A 21,503-nucleotide genomic window follows, 5' to 3' on the forward strand; every position below is an offset into this window, starting at 1 on the left:
AGGCCGCATCATGACGTTGACGACAGAGCGACCGACGGTAAGCGGCACCGGCTCCGACAGCTTCGAGGCGATGCTGGATCTCCTCGATGAACTGAACGTGCCGGACGGCTACAAGGCAGAGATCATCAAGGGGCATCGTCGTGTCGCCGTGGTCGAAGGGCTATTACATCCGTGTGATGCGTCTGGTGTGCAAGCAACTGGAGTGTCGTCTGCCCGAGAGACATCTGATCGACCATGGGTGGCGTAAGACCCCGCTACTGCCACCCTGACCAGCCCGGACGAGATCCGGGCAGCCACTCCCTCTGGTACGCCGACGCGCAGGTGGAAGGCCAGTACCAGTGGTTCGAGACTGTCCTGCTCCTCGGGCCGGTCTCCGGCACGCACTTCAACCCCGCCGTGACCCTCGCGGCCTGGTTCACCGGCCGCCGCCTCGGGAACGGCCTCACCCTGCGAGACGTCGCCGCCTACGTGCCCGCCCAGATCGCGGGGGCTATCGGCGGAGCGATCCTCGCCGACGCGATGTTCGCGAAGCCGCTGGTGAAGCTCTCCACCCACGACCGGTCCGCCGGCCATCTGTGGCTAGTGCGCTGACCGGGAAGGTTCGCCGGGTTGGCTGTTGTGGCGGTCGGATGTCGATGACGTCCGTCCGACCGTTGGGGGTGTAGTGGCCGAGCCTGTCCGCGTGCGCAGGTTGACCGACCAGGAAGGGCAGAAACTGCAGCAGATCGTGCGCCGGGGCAGTACCAGCTCAGTGCGCTATCGCCGGGCGATGATGCTGCTGGCGTCCGCCGGCGGAAACCGCGTCCCGGTGATCGCCCAGCTGGTCCAGGCCGACGAGGACACGGTGCGGGAGGTGATCCACCGGTTCAACGAGATCGGCCTGGCCTGCCTGGACCCTCGCTGGGCGGGAGGCCGTCCCCGCCTGCTCAAGCCTGACGACGAGGGCTTCGTCGTCCAGACGGCCATCACCCGCCCCACCAAACTCGGCCAGCCCTTCACCCGCTGGTCGATCCGCAAACTCGCCGCCTACCTGCGCCGCGTGCATGGACGCGTCATCCGCATCAGCCGTGAAGCCTTACGGTGCCTGCTCCGGCGCCGTGGCATCACCTTCCAGCGCACCAAGACATGGAAGGGGTCACCCGACCCAAACCGCGACGCCAAGCTCGACCGTATCGAGCAGGTGCTGGAACGCTTCCCGGATCGGGTCTTCGCCTTCGACGAGTTCGGCCCGCTCGGGATCCGACCCACCGGCGGTTCCTGCTGGGCCGAACAGGGCAAGCCCAACCGCCTGCCGGCCACCTACCACCGCACCCACGGCGTCACCTACTTCCACGGCTGCTACTCCGTCGGCGACGACCGGCTGTGGGGAGTCAATCGTCGCCGCAAAGGCACCGCCAACAGCCTCGCCGCCTTGAAGTCCATCCGTGCCGCCCGAGCCGACGGCGCCCCGATCTACCTCATTCTGGACAACCTCTCCGCCCACACCGGCGCGGACATCCGCCGCTGGGCGAAGAAGAACAAGGTCGAACTGTGCTTCACCCCGACCTACGCCTCCTGGGCCAACCCGATCGAGGCGCTCTTCGGCCCGCTGCGGCAGTTCACCCTGGCCAACTCACACCACTGAAGCCACCCCGCGCAGACTCAGGCCCTGCACCGCTACCTGCGCTGGCGCAACGCCAACGCCCGTCACCCCGACGTACTCGCCGCCCAGCGCAGGGAACGCGCCCGCATCCGCAGCGAGAAGGGCGTCCGCTGGGGCGGACGGCCCATCGACTGCGCTGCCTGATTGCTCAATTCGCCGACGCTGACGGACCATGCATCGGCTCCGATTGCAGCAGCGGGACTCGCCTCGTGAGCGCTGCAGCCGGAAGCAGATTGTCCGGTTCGATGCCAGGGTCCGCCGTGACAACGACGCCAGCTGCTTGAGCGTCGAAGCCGGTCGGCCAGATCGTAAGGTCACTCGCCAGCGCGCCTTCCAGCCTCGCCTCTATAAGGTCGGTCTCGGTGAGGTCGCAGCCCCGGAGATCGGTCAACCGCAGGTCCGCGCCGGCGAACACGGCACCCTGGGCACGAGCCTTGCGCAGGTTCGCCTCCCGCAGGTCCGCACCGGAGAAATCCGCCGACCTCAAGTCGGCTTTGACCAGGCGTGCGCCGCGCAGATCGGCCTGCAGACAGCGGACCTGGTGGAGAATGGAAGTGCCGAGTTCGGCATGCCGCAGGTTGGCGGCGATCAGCGACGCCTTGCTCAGGTTGACCTGATAGACGCTCGCCGCTTCCAGGCATGCGCCGTCGAAGTTGACTCCGTGCAGCCACAGTCCATCACAGTCGGCTCGGCGCAGGTCGGTCAAACTGACGTTGAGCCACTCCGGACGGCGTTCCTGGTACAGGACCCCGAGGCAGGTCAACGCCGTCTGAGCGTCAGCGGCGCGGGTCTCCAACGGGGGCACCGCGTTAATGGACACCTCCGCCGCCGGAACCGCGGGTTCCTGCGGCGGCCAGGGAAGGTGTGTCCGCAGATACGCCGCCATGATGGAGACGACCGCCTCGCGGTCGCGGTCGGAGTGATCCGCAATCCGCCACAGTGCGTAGATGCCCCCGATCCGCACGTCCAGCTTGTCACTGCCGAGCTGATCCACGGCCCGGCTGAAGCGATCGGTGATGTTCCCCTCTCGGGTTGCGCTCAGCCCGTCTTGGCTGACGCGCAACTGCCGCCATGTGGCATACGCGCCGAACAGGACGACCGCACCGCCGACCGTCTGCAGAAGCGTAGTGCGCACGTTGTTCACCGCGTTCAACCGGTCCGCTGCAGCTAGGTGGCCACCTGCGAGGTCGTGGTCGACTATCAGCCCCGGAAGAACCAGGAGCACGACGCCCAGTAACACGATCACGGCCAGCGCGGCCAGCGCCACAGCAACGGCACGAGTTATGCGCCGCCGGTCACGAAAAAATCCCCCCATAGCCAGAGGATCCTAGAACAAGGCCAACGCCGGCGAACCTTCCCGGTCAGAGCACTAAACGACATCCCGTAAGCGCATGTTGGGCCATGGCTGGGATGGCCTTCGGTCGAGGTGGGTGCTTACCCAGCGAGGGCCAGGTTGTGCAGTCAGGCCACGCCGAGGACGGCGTGGTGGACGCCGTCGCCGCGTAGCCGGCAGTCGCGGAGGATCTTGCAGGTCTTCAGCCGGGAGAAGGCGTGTTCGACACGGGCTCTGGCCCGGCAGTGGACGGTGTTGTCGGCCTGCTGCTCAGGTGTAAGTGGTCTGTCTTTGCGTGGCCAGTGCGGGATGAGGGCAGGGGTGCCGCGATAGCCGCCGTCACCGAGAACGGGCGCGTTCTTCACCGCACGGTCCACGCCGGATTCCCGGTAGGCGCGGGCGTCGTGACGGTTGCCGGTCAGGGGCCGTCCGGCCGCTACGACCAGCCGGGTGTCGGCGTCGATGACGACCTGGTGGTTGGTGGAGTAGCGGTAGTTCTTGCTGGAGGCGGCCACGCTCCGGTCGCGGGCCGGGACCAGCGTGCCGTCCACGATCAGCACCGTGCCCGCCGGGTGCCGGCCCCGGACGGGGGACAGCGCGAGAAGCGGGGCGATGTCGTCGATGACCCGGTCAGCGGCGGATTCTGAGATCCCGAACAAGGGGCCGAGCTGCCGCATCGTGAGGTTCGTCCGCCAGTAAGCCGCCACCAGCAGTATGCGGTCTTCCCATGACAAGGCCCACGGCCGTCCGCCGGTGGGCTTGCCGCCGCCCCGGCGCCGTACGAGTCCCACGAGCCTGCGGAACTGACGTCCGTTCAGTCCGCCGAACAGACCCACCCACTGCGGCTCCGCCGCCGTCACCACCACACCCACGCCAAGATCATCACATGCCTGATCAGGGCTTACGGGACGTCGTTTAGTGTGATGCGCCGGAAATCCTGAGTGTTTGTTACTACCCTGTTGGCATGTCGCATCCTGAGCCTTCTGCTGTGGCGGAAGCATGACCGTCCAATGTGCCACTCGGGCTGGGTTCGTGGAGTATGCCAAGCGAGGCATGGTGCTGGCGGCGATTGTGTGAACCTCCGAGGCGAAATTGGTTTGACGACATCGGGCAGTGCACAGAGATACGCCGGTCATGGTGAGCACCTTCGGAAGCCTGGGCAGGCAAGGTGGGACGCCGGGGGAGTTACGGACGGTGACGCGGGTGGCGGCGCTCGGTGGGGTGCGGTCGGTGTACTGGCGGCGGCCGCGTCCGTACGCCGCGCCTGTGGGTCGTCACGATGCTCCGACATGGGCGCCTCACCCCGGGCGTGCGCCTGCTGGACCTGGCCACCGGCTCCGGGTACAGCGCCGCCCTCGCCTGCCAGCGCCTCGGCGACGACCTGGTCACCACGCTGGACGTCGACCCGTACCTGACCCAAGCCGCAGCCGAACGGCTCGACTGGATCGGCTGGCATCCAACAGTCGTCACCGTGGACGCCGCAGCGGACGAACTGCCCGGCACCTTCGACCGGATCGTGTCGATGGTCTCGATGCCTCGCATCCCCGCGTCCTGGCTGGCCGCGCTCACCCCCGGCGGACGGCTGGTCACCACGATCGAGGGGACCGGCCTGATCGTCACCGCGGACAAGACCGAAGACGGCGGCGCCAAGGGACGCGTCGAGTGGGACTCGTTCATGGCCACCCGATCCGGCGACGACTACCCGCCCGCGTTGAACGAGGTCTTCGCCCAGGCCGCCGAACAGGAAGGTGAAGAGGTCACCACGTCGCCCTTCCCCGTGCTCGACGTCATGCAGGCCTGGGAGGTGTGGTCGATGCTGTCCCTCAAGGTCCCCGGCATCGAGCACCGCACCGGCACCGAAGACGACGGCAGCCGCATGACGTGGATGCTGCACGCGGATGGGTCCTGGGCGCGGGCGAGCACCAGTCCGGGCGAGCGGACCACGACCGTGCACCAGTCCGGCCCGCGCCGCCTGTACGACGAGCTCGACGACATCCGATGGCGGTGGCTACAGCACGGAGAACTCCCCGTCTACAGCGCCCACGTCACCATCAACACTGACGGCACGACCACTCTGACGAGAGGAGGATGGACGGCAACTCTGTGAGGCCTGCTGCTGGTTCCCCGCCACCGTGCCGACGCGGCAGACTGGACGGGTCGACAAGGAGGGGGTACCGCATGGACGACGAGCCTTTGGAGCAGTGGGCAAAACGTCGCGAGCAACGCCGCCCGGTCCGCGGGGAGCGTAGGGTCGCCCCGCTTGGCGGCCAGGCGCAGCAGGGAGCCCACGTCGGTCCTGACGCGCCGCGCGGCATCCAGGAGTGAGACGGGCACCAGTGGGTTCCGGTGGGTGTCGCCGAGGACTTCCCGACTGCCGCCCAGGAGACCGGCGAGGGTGCAGCGGCTCGGGCGTACCGGGTCCCTCTCCCCTCGTTCAGCAAGCTCCCCAAGGCGCCGGAATCTTGGCGGCCGACGGAAGTGTTCCGCCGCCCCGACACCGACTGACCTGTACTCCGCTGCCCCTCTCTCTCGAGCCGGGTCATCAAGCAGCCGCCGCACGGTCCCGCAATCCCATGCCCGGACCGTTCGGCGGCTCCGGCCGCGGCACCGGCGCCCTCCCGCACGCCTTGGGCGTGGAGCCGGAATCGCGGCCCACCAAGAAGGTGCCGGGCTGCAAACGGCACATCGTGACCGACACCCTCTTGCGTCAGTGGCCGCATCACCGATGTCACCGTCGGCCTCGCGGCGTCGTCGGCCGTGTTGTCAGTGGCCTGCGGCATGATGCGGGGCACGTGACGGCCTGCCCGACAGGGGCTTTGCGGCCGTCCTCGACGAGGGGAGTGCTGTGCGTAGGCCGGTCGCAGGCGAGGTGCGTGTTCACGATCGTCAGATCTACGTCGAGAGCGATCCGGACAGCGCCAGACCTGACCTCGCCAAGGCGCTCGCCTACCAGACCGGGGGGTTGTGCGGCGCTGCGGTCCCAGGTGTGATCCTCCTGTCCACCGGGCTGTACGCGGGTGACGTCGGCTTTGTCGTGGAAGTCCACGACGCAGCCCCTGTGCTGGACCCGGTCTGGGATGACGTGATGGAGGTGTCCTTCCGCCCCGAGTCGGAACGCACACGGCTGGTGCAGGGGGACGGCGAGGCCGCGTGGGACCTGGGTCTCGCCCGAACCGACTACCGGGTCCGGTACTGCGCCCGGGGGATGGACGAGGGACAGGAACTCTCCACCAGAGTGGCCGGGGAGCCCCAGGCGGACAGCTACCTCCTGCAGTTCTGGCCTGCCCCACCCCGCCCGGACGAGGTGATCCGCCACACCTCGCGGATGGCCGGGGACCTGCACTGGAACGTGCGCCAGACGGCGCGTACGCCCGAGCAGCTCGCCGAGGCCGAACGCCTGACTCGCCAGGTGTTCCAACGGGCGGCCGAGGAGCGGGCCGAACAAGCCGCCGAGGGGCGCCGCCTGCACCACGAGGAGTGGGAGTGGGGCGGGCGGCTGCCGAGCGAGAGGCTGCGCGGTGCCCGCGAGAGCAACGTCCTCGGTCTGCTCCGCTTCGACAGCGACCTGGTGCACGCCCTCGATGTCGTGGGTCCCGAGGTCCAGCGTTCAGTGGCATTGCTGGCCGCGCGGCGGGCCTGCGAGGCTGCGGGCCTGACCGATGTGCCATGGGTCGCCCAAGCGCTCTCGGAATCGGCAGAGGGACGCCCTCTGCCGCCGCCGTTCGACGACCCGGCCCGGATGTGGAAGGCCCTGCGCTCCGACCCTCGTGTACCGGACAGGACGGTGCTCGAAGCGATACCTCCGGAGTGGCCGCCGTACGTCCCGCCGCCGGTCGCGGACACAGGGCGCAAGGTCGTCGTGGTGCCCCTTGCCGTTACGCCGCGCACCCCGGGACGGATCTCACAGCCGCACTTCGCTCTTCCGGCTGTGCTCGCCGCCGCCAAGCCCGCCCCGCTCATAGCAGCACTGGACGCGGTGTGGCATGCGCTGAACACGTACGGCGAGCATTACCCCGAGCTGCTGGACGAGATCCGGTCGGTGTGCGCCGAGCGGGCAATGAGCGTTGACGCCGCACTCCGTATCCGCACCACCCCGCCGCGGCTGGTCGACGTCACAGCGGTCGCTCCGCAACTGGCCCCGCTGGCACGCACGGCGACCCGGCTGCATCCCCGCCCCGGGTCGCCCACGCCGTACGACAGCTCCGTCGGCGGGCCGCTGCTGTGGCCCGCCGACGAGCCGTGGCCGCACTGCGAGGGACCGCACGAGTGGGACGGGTGGAACGAGATCCTCTCGCCCGAGGACGTGCGGCAGCTCCGGCGCATCCGGGCAGCGGTGGCGAACCGGCCGGGCGGCGATCCCCCGGGGACCCGGTACACGCCCGAGGAGCTGGCGATCGAGGAGCGGATCAAGGCCGGCCGCCCATGGCCCGAGAGCCCGATCGCCATGCTGCCCGTGGCCCAGTTGTACGTACGCGACGTCCCCTTGCTGCGCCCGCCCGGGCAGGCCGAGGCAGATCTGCTTCAAGTGCTGTGGTGCCCCTTCGACCACCCCGCGCAGCCCGCGACCGCGCTGTTCTGGCGGTCCGCCGCCGCAGTCACCGACATCCTCGACACACCCCCCGAGCCGCCCGCGATCCAGTTTCCCGGCTACCTGCCGGAGCCGTGCCTGCTCGCGCCGGAGCAGATCACCGAATACCCCAACATCATGGAACTGGGCAAGGAGCTCCAGCGGCAGCTGGAGGACTGGCGCAGGTGGCAGACGGCCGGCGCCGCTCTGGACAGCTTTGACAACACGCCGTACCCGCTGGACAGCTCTGACACGCCCTACTCGAAGGATTTCTACAACGAGCTCTACACGGGCAGGATGTCCATCGCTCCCGGCTGGAAGGTCGGTGGATGGACCCGTTGGGGCCTCACCGATCCCCTACCCCGGCTCTGCCCCTCATGCGGCACCGAGATGGATCCGCTGCTGACCATCGCCTCGGGCGAATGGAACTCCAACTATCCCGACTGGATTCCCGACGAGGACCGAGCCCGCTCTCTGTCATCCACCACCTATCCCGAACCGCACAACCCGACCATGCTCGGCCTCGCCCGAGGCTACGATCTGCAGCTGCACGTCTGCCCGGTATCCCCGGACCATCCGCACATCGAGCTGATCCAGTGAGCCGTTCCCCAGTCAGCGGCTGCGCCGCCGTCTGCCGGACTTCGGCGGCGGCCGCCAGCTCCAGTTTCAGCAGGTGATGCTCCGGCGTCGGCGATCTCCAGCCGACCCGCCAGGTACTCCGTGACCTCCACCGGTACCTCGCACGGGTCCAGTAGGAACCGCGCGAGGTGAATGCCCGTCAGTTCAGGCGTCCGCCGCTGGCCGCGGAGGTCGACGAACGCGGACGCACCGCGGTCGTGATCGACGAGGCGCACTCGCTGGACCACCAGGAGTTGATGAGGGCGATGACCACCACGCCGCCCACCATGAACACTGTTTCCGCCGGGGTGATCTTCCTGTTGTGCGCGCATGAAGACAGGGCTTCTCGGTAGCTCGGGTATGCGAATCTAACCGAGCAGCGCCGGGAGGCCCTAAACGACGTCCCGTAAGCCCTGATCAGGCATGTGATGATCTTGGCGTGGGTGTGGTGGTGACGGCGGCGGAGCCGCAGTGGGTGGGTCTGTTCGGCGGACTGAACGGACGTCAGTTCCGCAGGCTCGTGGGACTCGTACGGCGCCGGGGCGGCGGCAAGCCCACCGGCGGACGGCCGTGGGCCTTGTCATGGGAAGACCGCATACTGCTGGTGGCGGCTTACTGGCGGACGAACCTCACGATGCGGCAGCTCGGCCCCTTGTTCGGGATCTCGAAATCCGCCGCTGACCGGGTCATCGACGACATCGCCCCGCTTCTCGCGCTGTCCCCCGTCCGGGGCCGGCATCCGGCGGGCACGGTGCTGATCGTGGACGGCACGCTGGTCCCGGCCCGCGACCGGAGCGTGGCCGCCTCCAGCAAGAACTACCGCTACTCCACCAACCACCAGGCCGTCATCGACGCCGACACCCGGCTGGTCGTAGCGGCCGGACGGCCCCTGACCGGCAACCGTCACGACGCCCGCGCCTACCGGGAATCCGGCGTGGACCGTGCGGTGAAGAACGCGCCCGTTCTCGGTGACGGCGGCTATCGCGGCACCCCTGCCCTCATCCCGCACTGGCCACGCAAAGACAGACCACTTACACCTGAGCAGCAGGCCGACAACACCGTCCACTGCCGGGCCAGAGCCCGTGTCGAACACGCCTTCTCCCGGCTGAAGACCTGCAAGATCCTCCGCGACTGCCGGCTACGCGGCGACGGCGTCCACCACGCCGTCCTCGGCGTGGCCTGACTGCACAACCTGGCCCTCGCTGGGTAAGCACCCACCTCGACCGAAGGCCATCCCAGCCATGGCCCAACATGCGCTTACGGGACGTCGTTTAGTCGAGGATGCCGAGGGCCGTGTCCGGTCGGCAGTGGACGTAGGCGGGCACCTGTTGGCATAGCGCCTCCAGCGCCTGCTGCCGTGAGAGCGGACGGCACCGTCCGCTCTTGGCCGCTGCCCGGCACTCACCGGGGTGCACGGCGTCGACGTTCGTGCGGTTGAGCCCGTGCTGGATCAGCCACTCAGGCGGAGGCGGCCGCATCTCCTCACCCGGGCGTCGTTCCGCCTCGCGCCGCTCTTCCACCGCGATCCATCCGTCGATCTGAGCGAGGGCCGCCGTCGCCTGCTGGACCATTACGCGCCGGTGTGATTGGTCGCGATAGATGACACCGGTGGAGCCTGCCATGTCCGGAGTCCAGACGGGCTACTGCGATACCGCGCCGGTAACAGTCCAGGTCCGAGTTGGAGAAAGGCGTACAGCGCCAGCCACACGACCACCCGAAGGTCAGCATGAGGGCGGGCGCCGGGCCGCCATTCGGTCCGCCACTTCCCGGTCGGGCCGCTCGTGCCGCAGCCGGTACGTGCGCTCGCGGTGCCGGAGTCCCTGAGCGTTGTCAGGTCTTCCAGCACATGTACGCGATCAGTCCCCCGCCCACAATGATGAAGAGCAGTGCGCAGCTGAGAATCTGTCGGCCCTGCTGGTCGGCCTGGCGCTGGTAATGCTCGGCCATCCCGCGGGCCACGCCCCGGGCTATCTCGTCCTCGCGCTCGCTGCTCACGCTCCCCCTCCGGGCCTGGTGGCTCCGATTGGAGCCGCTCAGTTCGATCCGAGCGAATGTATTTCATTCATGTCAGTCGTGGGTCTTTCCCATAAGGGGAATGCGCTCTCTTGAAGGCGAATGCTGCCCTATGGGCAGTAAACTCCCGTTTCGTATCTCCAGCCGTAGCGGCCGCTGCCGTACCCAGATCCCTAACCGCTACGTCCATCGCGCCGATGGTGGAGAGTTGCTCGATCTGCTCGGGGGAGAGCGTGGCGGCGCGCGAACGTTGATTGCCGATTGAAGGCCCCAGCTTGATCCGTTGCTGCTTCTGGTCCTTGCCGTTCCCGTCGCCATCCGCGACCGGGTGGCGCGCTGCCTGTCCAGGCCTCGCCTATGAGTTGTAGGTTGTAGCGCATGGGCACGCTGAGGGCCACGCACGAATGCGTGGCCCCGGTGCGCGAACGGCAGGGGTGGCTGGCGGCCGGGTTGGGTGTCAGCGCCGTCTGCGGCCTTGTCGCGGGCAGGTCAGCACAACTGCATGTGCCACACGTGGTACCAGTCGCCGTTGGCGTCCTTCTCAGGGGCGAGCGAGGATTTCAGTACGTTCCAGTCCTTGTCGTACATGGTCGCCACCTGGTCCCTGGTCTGGTTGTTGCGCCATGATCCCCCGTGGTGGAAGTTGATGTCCTTGACCACGCCGCAAGCCCTCCACTGCAGTTCGTCGCCTGTGAAGTTCGAGCCTTCGTAGGCGCAGAAGTAGCCGTTGGCGTTGTAGTAGTGCGCGCAGTGGTCGGTGGCCGCCAGACTCCCTGCTCCGGAGGTGAAGTCACGTGGGTGCGCTTCTCCGGGGAGTGCGACGGTCAGCTTCCCGCCCTTGAAGTCGATTTCATTGGCCGAGACCTGGCTGCCGCCCATGGTCTTCAGGTAGCGGTCGACCTTGCCTTGCAGCGCGCTGGCCTGATCGCTGGTCAGGTGTGCGGCCCTTGTCTGGGCGGTGAAGTCCGCGTGACGGGTGGTTGTGGGGCTCGCTGGGCTGGCGCTCGCGGTTGCGGTGACTGCTCCGCCCAGAAGACCCGCCGTGGCGGCGAGCACACCAAGGGTGTGCAGGAACTTGATACGCGGCATGGTTCGCTCCGTGTCTCAGGGCCTCCTCGATCTGTCCTGGCGTGCTGAATGAGGAGGCCATGCCCATACCTCTATTGGTCAACGATCTGTTGACGATGGAGCATGCGTTGCGGCCATTCCCCATCGCCGTGCTCTACTCTGCGTTCCAGAGTCCGGATTCGACGGTGCCGGAGCGAGCTGATTCGGTCTGGACCGAACAACGGCATACAGGGTGGATCACCCGAGGCGATGCAATACAGGACTCCGGAAGGTCCGCTCACCACCGGCAGCGTCCTCGAGCAAGCGGGTCTTGGGCTGGCTCTGGGCGCGGGGTGGCTCGACGGGCGGTTACAGCACAGGAAACGGCTCCGAGCCCTCGGTCACCATCCCCTTCTTGGCCCCGGAGATGTACCAGCCGGCGTGCGGTCAGGAAGGTCACCGTCGGCTCCCGCCGCAATGGCTGCTCTGGTTCGCCGAGGGCCGCGTCGGCGTCGTCGGCCTCATACTCGGAGCGAACATGGCACGCGTCTGCGTGCTGACCAATTCGGACGACGTGCACGGTGGCGTGATGTCTGGGTGCACTGAGGCTGGCAGTTGGCTTGCGGAGTGCAGTGGAGCGTGCTCGGGTCATCCCCTGACCGGCGACAGGCACCCGAGGTGCTCGGGCGCTGCCGGGTGAGGGGTCCGGCGCTGCGGTTTGTCTAGGTACTGGAGGCTTCGAGCAGGACGTGCCCTGCAGCGGTGGCGCTGTGCGCGGCAGTGTTGCCGCGGCGGATGGTGTGGAGGAGTCCGGCGGTGCGGAGGGTGGTGGCATGCTCGCTGGCGCTGGCCGGTGCGACGCCCACGGCTGCCGCAAGCTCTTTGGTGGAGCATCCCGGGCGATTGGCCACGACCATAAGCACTGCTGCCCGGGTGGGCCCGAGGAGGGAGGCCAGGGAGCGGGAGGCTGCCGGCTGCGATCCGAGAAGAGCGCTCGGGAACGCTGCCGGGGATGCGTCGTGGCCGGCATGCACTGGGTAGATGAGGAGAGGCTGAGGTTCGGCATTCGGGACGACCCCCGAAGGGCCGCTGCCGAACACTGTCGGCATGAGAAGCAGGCCGCGGCCTTCCAGATACAGGTCCTCATCGATTCCGGAGGCCATCGTGACTTCCAGGATGGGAGGCTTCCATCGCACCCAGCGGGGGTTTACCTGGGCCAGGAGGCTTTCCAGTCCTCCGGTCAGGAGGTGCCGTGACCGTGACGCGCCGTCCGCGGTGGCCATGGCGGCGTTTTGCCGCCAGTGCGGTCGCAGCAGACACTCGTACACGTGTTGGACGCTGTCGCCAAGGAGACGCAGCATGCGGGGGTCGTCGGCCAAGTGACGGGTCCAGGGCGGCAGCGTACGGTGCTCGGCGATACGTTCCAGACCGATCCGCAGTTCGGAGCGCGGCGTCGCGCGTACTCGCTCGATGAGCTCCTCTGGTGGGCCCGAGCCGGAAGGCGTGAGAAAGTCGGCCGTCCAGCCCACCGGCGGAATCAGGTCCAGCACCATGCGGGCCTGGGGCTTCAGCCGCGCGGCAGCCTCCCGGCGCCAAGCCCCCAGACGCACGGGATGCTCGGCGACGCGTTGCAACTGCCGAATTGCGACGGACTTCCAAGTACAGAAGCGAACGAGACGGATAGCCGAACATCCGCTCTGGAGAGCGTCATTCGCTACCTACGGGATGAAGACCCTCAAAGCAAGGCAGGAGCGAGAGCCGCATATAGGGCTTGACCTGCATAAACGCCCTCTGAGAGTCGGAGCCCGATACGCAGCCGCTGGTGACGAGCACCAGCGCGAGCGTGCCGGCGGCGATCCCTCCTTGCGTACGATGCGTTCTACTCATCGCTTGACACCCCTCCTGACATCCGTGCGGTGGCGATCAAACCTGTCTTCAGGGCCCTACACAGCCGGGGGTTTCAGCTCCTGGCCCGTGCCCGCCGGGCCGGGGCTGCGGTAGACGTAGCGTGAGGGGCCGATGGACGGGGATTCCGCGCGCGGCGCCTCCGCGAGGGCGCGTACGAGGGCGTGGTCGGGGGAGAGCGCGCAGGCGGGGTCGGTGCGGGCGGCGTCACCGGTGAGCGCGTGGGCCTGACAGCGGCAGCCGCCGAAGTCCGTCTCCAGGCGCGGGCAGCCGCCGCAGGGTCCGCTCATCCACTCGGTGCCGCGGTAACGGTTGAAGGCCGGGGAGGTGGTCCAGATCCACTCCAGGGACCGGTCCCGCACGTTCGGCACGTCCGGGCCCAGCAGGTCCCCGGACGCGGGGCACGGCAGGACGCTGCCGTCCGGGGCGACGGTCAGGGATACCGCTCCCCAGCCTCCCATGCACGGCTTCGGCACGCCGTCGAAGTAGTCCGGCACCACCCACACCAGCTCGGTGGTGCCCGCCAGTTGTTTCCGCCTGCGCTCGACCGTCTCTCGGGCGCGGGAGAGCTGGTCGCGGGTCGGCAGCAGTGTGGTGCGGTTGCGCAGCGCCCATCCGTAGAACTGGACGTTGGCCAGTTCGATCCGCTCCGCACCCCAGGCCACACCGAGGTCCACGAGCTGGTCGACCGCGTGGAGGTTGTCGCGGTGCAGGACGACGTTGAGGCCCAACGGCAGCCCCGCGCCGCGTACCGCGGCGGCGGCCCGCTCCTTGGCCGCGAAGGACCGCCGCCCGGCGATCCGGTCCGAGGCCTCCGGATCCGCGTGCTGCACCGACAACTGGACGCTGCGCAGCCCTGCCGACGTGAGCGCCGACATCCTCGCCGTGCTCAACCCGACGCCGCTGGTGACCAGTTGGGTGTATATCCCGACCGACTCGGCCGCGGCGACGATGGACGTCAGGTCGGGACGCAGCAGGGGCTCGCCGCCGGACAGATGGGTGTGGACGACGCCGAGTTCCGCTGCCTGCCGCAGCACCTCCGACCATTCCTCGGTGGACAGTTCGCGGGAACGGCGGGTCAGTTCCAGGGGGTTGGAGCAGTAGGGACAGTGCAGCGGGCAGGCGTGGGTGAGTTCGGCGAGCAGGGCCCAGGGAGGGGGAGGGTTGGTCATCGCAGCCAGCCCTCCTCGCGTACCCGGTTGAGGAACCGGGGCACCTCGTCCGCCACGGGGGCGCCGGGAAAGCGCTCCGTCAGCTCGTCGACGATCTCGCCGACCTGCCGGTGGCCGTCACACAGCCGCAGGACGTCCGCCGCCCGGCCACTGAGGACCACCACCCGCTCCGGCAGGACCAGTAGGTCCGTCCGGCGGACCAAGTCGTGGCGAAGAACGACCGAGCGCGTCAGCGCCGGCCGCCACCCGGTCACGGCCGCTCCTTGCCGTCGGCGTGGTCGATTGCGTCGAGCAGCGACCACAGCACGTCGCACTTGTAGGCGAGGGCGGCCACCGCTCGTTCCTGGTCGGCCTCGGTGCGTGCCCAGTCCAGTACGAGGCCGAGGGCCTCCCCGCTGTCCTGGCGGCCCTGGGTCTCGCGGACCCGGAAGTACGCGAGCCCGTCGGCGTCGATCCACCGGTAGTGGCGTTCGAACGCGGCGATCCGCGTGCGCATGATGCCCGGGGCGGACAGTTCGGTGAGCGACGCCGCGACGGCCTCCAGCGGAGAGCGGAGCCGGCAGAAGTTGACATATCCGTCCACCGCCAGCCGTACGCCGGGCAGTACCCCGTCGCCGGACAGCAGCTCGGACCGGTCGAGCCCCGCGGCCTCGCCCAGCCTCAGCCACCGCTCGATACCGCCTTCTCCCTCGGTCCGGCCGTCGTGGTCCTCGATCCGCCGCAGCCACATGCGGCGGAGCCGCGAGCTGTCCAGTTTGGCCAGGACGAGGGCGTCCTTGACGGGGATGTGCCGCTGGTAGTGGAACCGGTTGAGGATCCAGCGGCGCACCTCGTCGGGCGTCAACTCCCCTTGGTGCATACGTACGTTGAAAGGATGGCGGTCGTGGTAGCGGTCCCGGGCCACGGCCCTCAGCCGGTCCTCGAACGCCGTTGCGGTACTGGTGCCGATGCCTGTGCTCACAGTTGGATCACCATTCCGTCGACGGCCACCTCGATGCCCCGTTCCGCCAGCTGCTTGTACTGCGGCGCGCCCGGATCGACGAGGGGATTGGTGTTGTTCAGGTGGGTGTAGAGACAGCGGGCGCCGAGCGGCGCCAGTCGCTCCGCCGTGCCGTCCGGCCCGTCGATCGGGAGATGCCCCATGCCGGTCGCGGTACGTGTGGAGATGCCCGTACGCCGGGGTTCCTCGTCGTCCCAGAACGTGCCGTCGACGATCACACAGTCGGCTTCGGCGACCGCGGACTGCAGGGCGTCCGGCCAGGCCGCCAGCGCGGGGGCGTAGACGGTGGTCGCCCCGGTGGCGCGGTCGGTGAGCAGTAGCGCCACGACCCATGGATCCACGGATCCCGTGGACCCTCCCACGGGATCCGCTCCGGGGCCGGCCGAGTCGACCGCGTAGCGGGGGCGCTTGGCGGAGATCGGGATCGCGGTGATGGTGATGGCGGAGTCCGGGGAGCCCGTGGGCTTCCTCGAGCCCGAGATGAGGGGTTCGGCGCGATCGAGGGGTAAGTCCCGCCAGGTGAGTGGGGTGTACGGGCCGATGACGGCCTCCAGGCGCAGCCCGGAGGTGAGGGCGTCGCGCACGGGACCGGTGGTGAGCAACTCCAGGCCGTCGGCACCGGCTTCGCGGAGCCGGGCGATGCCGAGGGTGTGGTCGAGTTCCGCGTCGGTCAGGACCAGCCCGGCGATCGGGGTCCGCCGCGAACCGGGACCGGGACGCAGGGCCGGGCAGTCCTCGATCTGGTCGCCGACGTCGGGGGTGGCGTTGATGAGATACCAGCGGTCCTCGGACGCCTGTACGGCGAGTGAGGCGTGGCGGCGGCGCCAGTGCGGGTGTGCGCGTGCCCGGGAGCAGCCGGGGCACGCGCAGTTCCACTGGGGTACGCCACCGCCCGCCGCGGTGCCGAGCACCTTCAGCAGCACGGCGGCGGGCTAACGATCGCTCAAGGAGTACGCGGTGACCTCCAGCGCGGTATCGACGACCACGTAACCGGGGGTCTGCCAGGCCCCTGCCTCTTCCTCGCGCGGCTGCGCCTGGGATTCCACCGCCTGCTGTGCGGATTCGGTCATGCGCCGTACCTGCCTTCCGACGTGGGGGACTGGTGTGCCTGACGGCCGAGTGTTGTGCTCTGTTGCAGAATCGCCAGCCGCAGCCTTCCGGTCAATGGGTCAGCAGGAAAGTGATCCGATCTCTCGTTGGCTGGAAACGAACATCTCAAGGTCAATCATGTTTGGATCCGTGGCCATAGCCCCTGCTGAGAGGCTGGAATTCACAGAAGTTGACTACGAAGGTATGAACCTGAGGCTTTATCTCTCCTTGACCCTCCATTGCATACCTCCTACCTTCTGGGGGTTCAAGTTGATGCACCATCAGATTTGTGTACTGACCACGGGATTCCCGACACCCCCACGCGAGGAGCTCGCCCATGCGCGGATTCCGAACCATCACATCGGCCGTAACGGCGGCAGCACTGACCGCCGGCCTGCTCGGCGCGGCGGTCGGCACCTCGAGCGCCACGGCCCCGGAGCTACGGAGGAACCGGCAGCGGCATCGCGCTGAATCTTGCGGGCCCCCGGTAGCTGGCGGCGGGCGGCGCCGGCAGCCACGGTGATGGACATGGCCCGTTGCCGGTCATTCGTACCCTGCCCCAGCGCGTGAACGGCGAGGGGAACACTGTTGGCAGGCAGCAGCATCCAGACGCTCGCAGCGGCCGCGCCCAGCGCCCACACGGACGCGGTGTGGAAGAACGTGTACGAGCTCGTTGGTACGAGGAAGGCCGTCACCCGGCCCATGACGAGGTGACGGCGCAACGCCCCCTGTGCTTGTCACCGGAGCGCCGCCCAGGCTGCGTAGAGCGATGATTCCGGACAGGACGGCCAGCGGAGCGAGCAGACCGTCCAGGGCCTGGGCGAAGTTCAGTAGGCGGAGCCAGCCCTGACCCGCGTCCGTGCGCAGGTCCCAGGCACGACGAGAGCCAGCGCGCAGAGCGTGAGTATGGGCCAGGCCCAGCGCGGCAGGCCGTGCCCTACTGGCTCCTGCGGGCGGTGGCCGGATGGCTGGCGGCACCGCTTCGGCTCCTGTTCGCCTCGCCCCTCACCCCGGACCGCCCGCGCGGCCGCCTGCGGCGCCGACGCTCGGACCGGGCGCCGTGTCTCCTCCTTCTCGTCCACGCGATCACTTCTCGGGGTCCGCCGGTGGGAACGGCTGTCGTCTGAAGACAGCTGGTTTCCCGAGGCTGCCGAGCTGCCCGTGTGTGCTTCGGGCCACGGCCGTACGACCGCACAGGTGCTGTCGCGCCACAGCGACGTCGTAGGGCCGTCTCTCTCACTTTCACCGGACCGCGCGCTGTGACGCGCCCTGGTCCGGATCACGGTTGACCCGAGAAGGACACCAGGTGATTACCTCTGCCCTGCCCACGTCGCGCGCCAAGAGCTACCAGCCGGCAGCGCCCGAAGAATCGATCACCGCATGGGCGTTGGCCGCCCGAGGCGGTGACGCGGACGCGGTCGAGCTGTTCGTGGGCGCCCTGCACCGCGACGTCCAGCGCTACGCCGCCCACCTTTGCGGCGATCCCCAGGGTGCGGACGATCTGGCCCAGGACACGTTCCTGCGGGCACTCGGCAGCCTGCACCGGTTCGAGGGGCGTTCCTCGGCCCCGGGCCTGGCTGCTGTCCATCGCCCGCCGCGTGGTGATCGACAGCTACCGGTACGCCGCCGCCCGGCCGCGTCAGTCGGACGTACCGGACTGGCGTGCAGCCATCGAGCTGGCTCAGCCGTGCGATCTGCCCGGCTTCGACGACGGCATCGCACTGCTCGATCTGCTGGCTTCGCTGCCCGACGACCGGCGGGAGGCGTTCATCCTCACGCAGCTGCTCGGCCCGCCCTACGCCGAGGCCGCCGAGGTCAGCGACTGCCCGGTCGGCACGGTCCGCTCCCGCGTGGCCCGCGCCCGGGCGGCCCTGATGGACCTGCTCGACGAGACGGAGAGGCCCGCCGCACTGGCGGCCTGACGCTCCAGGAGGGTGTCGGTGCCGACCGGAAAGACCCCGGCACCGACACCCTCGTCAGCACCGGGGAACGGCTCTCCTGAGCCGTGCCGCCAACTTTCCGGGAACTCACGGGAACTCGCGTGACGTTCGCTCCGACTTCTGGAGCGGGTGACGGAGGTTCGCCCACGTACCGAGTGGATCCGGGAGTTTTTCGATGCGTTCTCGTGTGTGGGGCGGTACGGCGGCCGTCGTGCTCGGCGGCTTGCTGACGGCGGGCTGCGGCGGCGGGGAGAAGAACTCGGGGAGCGAGAGCGCGGGGAACGCCAAGGACTCCGTCTCGGGCGCCTACCCGTTGTCCGTCACCGACTGCATGGGCGCCAGAACCACCTTCTCCGCCGCCCCGAAGAAGATCGTCACCAGCAACGCCTCCAGCCTGGAACTGCTGCTGCGCCTCGGCGCCGGCGACAAGGTGATCGGCACCGGCTTCCCGCCCGGCAAAGGCACCCTGCCCGGCACGCTCGACACGCAGGCGCAGAAGGTGAAGGTGCTCAGCCAGAGCGTCATCCCCAAGGAAAAGCTGCTCGGCTCCGGTGCCGACCTCTACATCGACACCTTCGCCTCCATGGGCAGCATGGGCGGCGGAGGAATGGGGGACGCGCCGACGGCGGAGGAGTTCCAGGCCGCCGGAATCAAGCACATCTACCTGAAGTCCACCGCCTGCGCGGCACAGAGCAAGAGCCCGGTGACCGACCTGTCCGCGGTGGAGGCCGACATCACCTCCCTCGGCGCGGTCACCGGCACGAGCGCACGGGCGAAGGAACTCGTCGCTGGGATGAAGGAGAAGGTGGACGCCGTCCAGAAGGCGGTCGGCGGCACAGCGGAGAACAAGCGGCCGACGTACTTCTTCTTCGACTACGACGCCGGCACCAAGCAGCCCTCCGTCACCTGCAACCGCCAGGTCGCCAACGCGGTGATCACCCTGGCCGGGGCCCGCAACGTCTTCGCCGACTGCGACGGCGACTACAAGCAGGTCGGCTGGGAGGACGTGATCGCCAAGAACCCCGACTGGATTCAGCTCGGGATCCGCAACCGGGGCAGCGAGGCGGCGAACAAGAAGGCGTTCGACGAGGCCGAACAGTGGCTGAAGTCCAATCCGGCGACCAAGGGCCTCAAGGCAGTGAAGGAAGGCCACCTCCTGCGCGTCGGCTCCGAACAGACGACCATCGCGGGAGTCGAGAACGCCGACACGGTCGAGGAGATCGCCAAGGCCCTCTACCCGGGCAAGGTCGGCTGACCATGCCCTCCACGCTGGTGCGCCAAAAAGCCTCAGCCTCGGAAGAGCGCAGTCTGCCCGCGACACCGCTGGCGGTAGTCCTCGCAGTGGTGCTGCTGGCCGCGCTGACGGCCGCGGTGGCCTGGGGCTCGACGTCCATCCCGCCCCGCGAGGTGTGGGGCGTGGTGTGGCGAAGACTGTCCGGCGAGGCACCACGGCCCGGCACGAACGACCTGATCGTGTGGCAACTTCGCGTTCCGCGCGCCCTGCTCGCCGCGCTCGTCGGCGCCGGGCTCGGTCTCGTCGGTACGGCCGTACAGGCGCTGGTGCGCAACCCGCTGGCCGACCCCTACCTGCTGGGCATCTCCAACGGGGCCTCCCTCGGTGCGGTCGCCGCGATCGTGCTCGGGGTCGGGGCGGGCGGGGCGCTGGGACTGGGCCTGTCCGGAGCGGCCTTCGCCGGTGCGCTGGCCACCTTTGCACTGGTGTGGGCGGTGGCCCGGCGCGGCGGGGGCTTCGCACCGCTGCGGCTGGTGCTCGCCGGAGTGGCGATCGGCCAGTTCCTGTCCGGCTTCACCAGCTACCTGGTGTTGCAGGCCGGGGACGAGCAGCAGACCCACAGCGTGCTGTTCTGGCTCATGGGCAGCCTCAGCGGAGCGAACTGGCAGATGCTCGCGGTCCCCGCCGTCGCCGTCCCCATCGCTCTGCTCTGGCTGCAGGCGCGCGCCCGCGCACTGAACGCCCTGCTGATGGGCGACGAGACCGCGGCCGGCCTCGGCATCGACGTCACCCGCCTGCGCCGCGAACTCTTCACCGTCACCAGCGTGCTGACCGGCGTCCTGGTCGCCGTCTCCGGCGCGATCGCCTTCGTCGCCCTGATGGTGCCGCACGTCTGCCGCCTGGTCGTCGGCGGCGACCACCGGCGCTTGCTGCCGGTCTCGGCCCTGTTCGGGGCGGTGCTGCTGGTGGTGGTCGACATCGTCTGCCGTACGGCCATGGACACGCAGGAGCTGCCGGTGGGCGTGGTCACTTCGCTGCTGGGGGCTCCGGCCCTGCTGTATCTGCTGGACCGGCGCCTGGGGAGCGGTAGTTGAGGATCGACATCGATGACCTGCACGTCGCCTACGCCGGCCGTACAGTCGTCGCGGGCGCCCACCTGGTCGCGGCCGAGGGTGAGATCACCGGCCTGGTCGGGCCGAACGGCAGCGGCAAGTCCACGCTCCTCCGCACCGTCTACCGGCACCTGAAGCCCACCGCAGGGCGAGTACTTCTGGCCGGCACCGACCTGCGCGAGCTGAGCCCGGTCGAGTCGGCGCGGCACGTGGCCGCTCTCCCGCAGGAGCGGGGGAGCGACTTCGAGCTGAGTGTGCGCGAGGTCGTCGCCATGGGCCGCACCCCCTACAAGCGAGCCTTCGCTGGTGAGGACGCCGCCGACCGGGACAGCGTCGCCCGCGCGTTGACCGACGTCGGCATGGACGAACAGGCGGGTCGCCGGTTCACGGCCCTGTCCGGCGGGGAACGCCAACGTGTCCTGCTGGCCCGTGCCTTCGCCCAGAGTCCCGACGTCCTGGTCCTCGACGAGCCGACCAACCACCTCGACATCCGCCACCAGGTCGAACTGCTCGCCCTGCTCCGCGCCCAGCGCCGTACGACGCTGGTGTCGCTGCACGACCTCAACGCCGCCGCCTCCGTCTGCGACCGCCTCCACGTCCTGCACGCCGGATCTGTCGTCGCCTCCGGCCCGCCGCGCGAGGTGCTCACGCCCGCCCTGATGGCGGAGGTTTTCGGGGTGCGGGCGGCCGTGGTCCACCACCCCCTCACCGGGGATCCCTTGATCGCCTTCGACCACCGGGCACCCGCCGACGGGGAGCCGGCTGTGGCAGTGGAGACGCACACCGGCGCGTGAACACGGTGGGGAAGGACGGCGGGGGTGGTGCCGTCCT

20 protein-coding genes and 5 pseudogenes are annotated in these 21,503 nt (G+C 69.0%); 14 read left to right on the forward strand and 11 right to left on the reverse strand.

Annotated elements, in window-relative coordinates:
• Positions 1–10: 10 nt before the first annotated feature.
• The 3 genes and pseudogenes from ACFY01_RS44335 to ACFY01_RS44345 all read left to right on the forward strand — a co-directional run bounded on the left by ACFY01_RS44335 (position 11) and on the right by ACFY01_RS44345 (position 1,786).
• Complete coding sequence (locus ACFY01_RS44335) at positions 11–247, forward strand: hypothetical protein (RefSeq protein ID WP_390741465.1); 237 nt, start codon at positions 11–13, stop codon at positions 245–247.
• A gap of 74 nt (positions 248–321) precedes the next feature.
• A pseudogene (locus ACFY01_RS44340) lies at positions 322–582 on the forward strand (aquaporin); the annotation flags it as partial.
• A gap of 82 nt (positions 583–664) precedes the next feature.
• Positions 665–1,786 (forward strand): annotated as a pseudogene (locus tag ACFY01_RS44345) (IS630 family transposase).
• 4 nt (positions 1,787–1,790) lie between these two features.
• On the opposite strand, the gene ACFY01_RS44350 reads toward ACFY01_RS44345, so the two are convergent.
• Positions 1,791–2,957: a pentapeptide repeat-containing protein gene (locus tag ACFY01_RS44350; RefSeq protein WP_390741466.1), complete on the reverse strand. Its 1,167-nt coding sequence runs from the start codon at positions 2,955–2,957 to the stop codon at positions 1,791–1,793.
• A gap of 146 nt (positions 2,958–3,103) precedes the next feature.
• Positions 3,104–3,847 (reverse strand): transposase, encoded by a 744-nt coding sequence (locus ACFY01_RS44355; RefSeq protein ID WP_390741467.1) that lies wholly within the window; start codon positions 3,845–3,847, stop codon positions 3,104–3,106.
• A gap of 407 nt (positions 3,848–4,254) precedes the next feature.
• Between ACFY01_RS44355 and ACFY01_RS44360 the strand changes: the two genes are divergently transcribed.
• The 5 genes and pseudogenes from ACFY01_RS44360 to ACFY01_RS44380 all read left to right on the forward strand — a co-directional run bounded on the left by ACFY01_RS44360 (position 4,255) and on the right by ACFY01_RS44380 (position 9,343).
• On the forward strand, positions 4,255–5,082 hold the full coding sequence (locus ACFY01_RS44360; protein ID WP_390741468.1) for a protein-L-isoaspartate O-methyltransferase: 828 nt from the start codon (positions 4,255–4,257) through the stop codon (positions 5,080–5,082).
• Positions 5,083–5,153: 71 nt separating this feature from the next.
• Positions 5,154–5,480 (forward strand): annotated as a pseudogene (locus ACFY01_RS44365) (DUF6087 family protein).
• A gap of 1,552 nt (positions 5,481–7,032) precedes the next feature.
• Positions 7,033–8,142: a hypothetical protein gene (locus ACFY01_RS44370; protein ID WP_390741490.1), complete on the forward strand. Its 1,110-nt coding sequence runs from the start codon at positions 7,033–7,035 to the stop codon at positions 8,140–8,142.
• A 167-nt stretch (positions 8,143–8,309) separates the two neighbouring features.
• On the forward strand, positions 8,310–8,513 hold the full coding sequence (locus tag ACFY01_RS44375; RefSeq protein WP_390741469.1) for a hypothetical protein: 204 nt from the start codon (positions 8,310–8,312) through the stop codon (positions 8,511–8,513).
• An 86-nt stretch (positions 8,514–8,599) separates the two neighbouring features.
• A complete protein-coding gene (locus ACFY01_RS44380) occupies positions 8,600–9,343 on the forward strand; it encodes a transposase (RefSeq protein WP_390741470.1) in 744 nt (247 codons plus the stop codon).
• An 88-nt stretch (positions 9,344–9,431) separates the two neighbouring features.
• Here the strand turns inward: ACFY01_RS44380 and ACFY01_RS44385 are convergent, their stop codons facing one another.
• The 9 genes from ACFY01_RS44385 to pqqA all read right to left on the reverse strand — a co-directional run bounded on the left by ACFY01_RS44385 (position 9,432) and on the right by pqqA (position 16,367).
• A complete protein-coding gene (locus ACFY01_RS44385) occupies positions 9,432–9,782 on the reverse strand; it encodes a DUF6233 domain-containing protein (protein WP_390741471.1) in 351 nt (116 codons plus the stop codon).
• 208 nt (positions 9,783–9,990) lie between these two features.
• Positions 9,991–10,155, reverse strand: coding sequence for a hypothetical protein (locus ACFY01_RS44390; protein ID WP_390741472.1), 165 nt, complete (start codon positions 10,153–10,155; stop codon positions 9,991–9,993).
• A 507-nt stretch (positions 10,156–10,662) separates the two neighbouring features.
• Positions 10,663–11,262 (reverse strand): hypothetical protein, encoded by a 600-nt coding sequence (locus ACFY01_RS44395; protein ID WP_390741473.1) that lies wholly within the window; start codon positions 11,260–11,262, stop codon positions 10,663–10,665.
• Positions 11,263–11,942: 680 nt separating this feature from the next.
• On the reverse strand, positions 11,943–12,854 hold the full coding sequence (locus ACFY01_RS44400) for an ArsR/SmtB family transcription factor (RefSeq protein WP_390741474.1): 912 nt from the start codon (positions 12,852–12,854) through the stop codon (positions 11,943–11,945).
• A 309-nt stretch (positions 12,855–13,163) separates the two neighbouring features.
• Positions 13,164–14,297, reverse strand: coding sequence for a pyrroloquinoline quinone biosynthesis protein PqqE (gene pqqE / locus ACFY01_RS44405; protein ID WP_390741475.1), 1,134 nt, complete (start codon positions 14,295–14,297; stop codon positions 13,164–13,166).
• Entirely contained in the window at positions 14,294–14,551 is a 258-nt protein-coding gene (gene pqqD / locus ACFY01_RS44410) for a pyrroloquinoline quinone biosynthesis peptide chaperone PqqD (protein ID WP_390741476.1), read from the reverse strand. Before pqqD ends, pqqE begins: the two co-directional genes overlap by 4 nt.
• Entirely contained in the window at positions 14,548–15,258 is a 711-nt protein-coding gene (pqqC, locus tag ACFY01_RS44415; RefSeq protein ID WP_390741477.1) for a pyrroloquinoline-quinone synthase PqqC, read from the reverse strand. The genes pqqD and pqqC overlap by 4 nt, the downstream gene beginning before the upstream one ends.
• Positions 15,255–16,220 carry a pyrroloquinoline quinone biosynthesis protein PqqB gene (gene pqqB / locus ACFY01_RS44420; RefSeq protein ID WP_390741478.1) on the reverse strand — a complete coding sequence of 322 codons (966 nt, stop codon included), beginning with the start codon at positions 16,218–16,220 and terminating at the stop codon, positions 15,255–15,257. Before pqqB ends, pqqC begins: the two co-directional genes overlap by 4 nt.
• Before the next feature lie 9 nt (positions 16,221–16,229).
• Positions 16,230–16,367, reverse strand: coding sequence for a pyrroloquinoline quinone precursor peptide PqqA (gene pqqA / locus ACFY01_RS44425; RefSeq protein WP_390741479.1), 138 nt, complete (start codon positions 16,365–16,367; stop codon positions 16,230–16,232).
• A gap of 607 nt (positions 16,368–16,974) precedes the next feature.
• On the opposite strand from pqqA, the gene ACFY01_RS44430 reads away from it, so the two are divergent.
• The 6 genes and pseudogenes from ACFY01_RS44430 to ACFY01_RS44455 all read left to right on the forward strand — a co-directional run bounded on the left by ACFY01_RS44430 (position 16,975) and on the right by ACFY01_RS44455 (position 21,466).
• A complete protein-coding gene (locus ACFY01_RS44430; RefSeq protein WP_390741480.1) occupies positions 16,975–17,100 on the forward strand; it encodes a hypothetical protein in 126 nt (41 codons plus the stop codon).
• Positions 17,101–17,330: 230 nt separating this feature from the next.
• Positions 17,331–17,513, forward strand: a pseudogene (locus ACFY01_RS44435) (hypothetical protein); the annotation flags it as partial.
• A 179-nt stretch (positions 17,514–17,692) separates the two neighbouring features.
• A pseudogene (locus ACFY01_RS44440) lies at positions 17,693–18,308 on the forward strand (sigma-70 family RNA polymerase sigma factor).
• A gap of 193 nt (positions 18,309–18,501) precedes the next feature.
• On the forward strand, positions 18,502–19,581 hold the full coding sequence (locus tag ACFY01_RS44445; RefSeq protein ID WP_390741481.1) for an ABC transporter substrate-binding protein: 1,080 nt from the start codon (positions 18,502–18,504) through the stop codon (positions 19,579–19,581).
• Between the two features lie 2 nt (positions 19,582–19,583).
• Positions 19,584–20,654 (forward strand): FecCD family ABC transporter permease, encoded by a 1,071-nt coding sequence (locus ACFY01_RS44450; RefSeq protein WP_390741482.1) that lies wholly within the window; start codon positions 19,584–19,586, stop codon positions 20,652–20,654.
• Complete coding sequence (locus ACFY01_RS44455; RefSeq protein ID WP_390741483.1) at positions 20,651–21,466, forward strand: ABC transporter ATP-binding protein; 816 nt, start codon at positions 20,651–20,653, stop codon at positions 21,464–21,466. The genes ACFY01_RS44450 and ACFY01_RS44455 overlap by 4 nt, the downstream gene beginning before the upstream one ends.
• Positions 21,467–21,503 lie beyond the last annotated feature (37 nt).

Source organism: Streptomyces sp. NPDC001480 (assembly GCF_042894725.1).
Taxonomy (GTDB): domain Bacteria; phylum Actinomycetota; class Actinomycetes; order Streptomycetales; family Streptomycetaceae; genus Streptomyces.

Coding starts and splice junctions, on each gene's coding strand:
- ACFY01_RS44335 (WP_390741465.1), top strand. CDS start 11: ATGACGTTGACGACAGAGCGACCGACGGTAAGCGGCACCGGCTCCGAC.
- ACFY01_RS44350 (WP_390741466.1), bottom strand. CDS start 2,957: ATGGGGGGATTTTTTCGTGACCGGCGGCGCATAACTCGTGCCGTTGCT.
- ACFY01_RS44360 (WP_390741468.1), top strand. CDS start 4,255: ATGCTCCGACATGGGCGCCTCACCCCGGGCGTGCGCCTGCTGGACCTG.
- ACFY01_RS44370 (WP_390741490.1), top strand. CDS start 7,033: ATGAGCGTTGACGCCGCACTCCGTATCCGCACCACCCCGCCGCGGCTG.
- ACFY01_RS44385 (WP_390741471.1), bottom strand. CDS start 9,782: ATGGCAGGCTCCACCGGTGTCATCTATCGCGACCAATCACACCGGCGC.
- ACFY01_RS44395 (WP_390741473.1), bottom strand. CDS start 11,262: ATGCCGCGTATCAAGTTCCTGCACACCCTTGGTGTGCTCGCCGCCACG.
- pqqE (WP_390741475.1), bottom strand. CDS start 14,297: ATGACCAACCCTCCCCCTCCCTGGGCCCTGCTCGCCGAACTCACCCAC.
- pqqA (WP_390741479.1), bottom strand. CDS start 16,367: ATGACCGAATCCGCACAGCAGGCGGTGGAATCCCAGGCGCAGCCGCGC.
- ACFY01_RS44445 (WP_390741481.1), top strand. CDS start 18,502: ATGCGTTCTCGTGTGTGGGGCGGTACGGCGGCCGTCGTGCTCGGCGGC.
- ACFY01_RS44450 (WP_390741482.1), top strand. CDS start 19,584: ATGCCCTCCACGCTGGTGCGCCAAAAAGCCTCAGCCTCGGAAGAGCGC.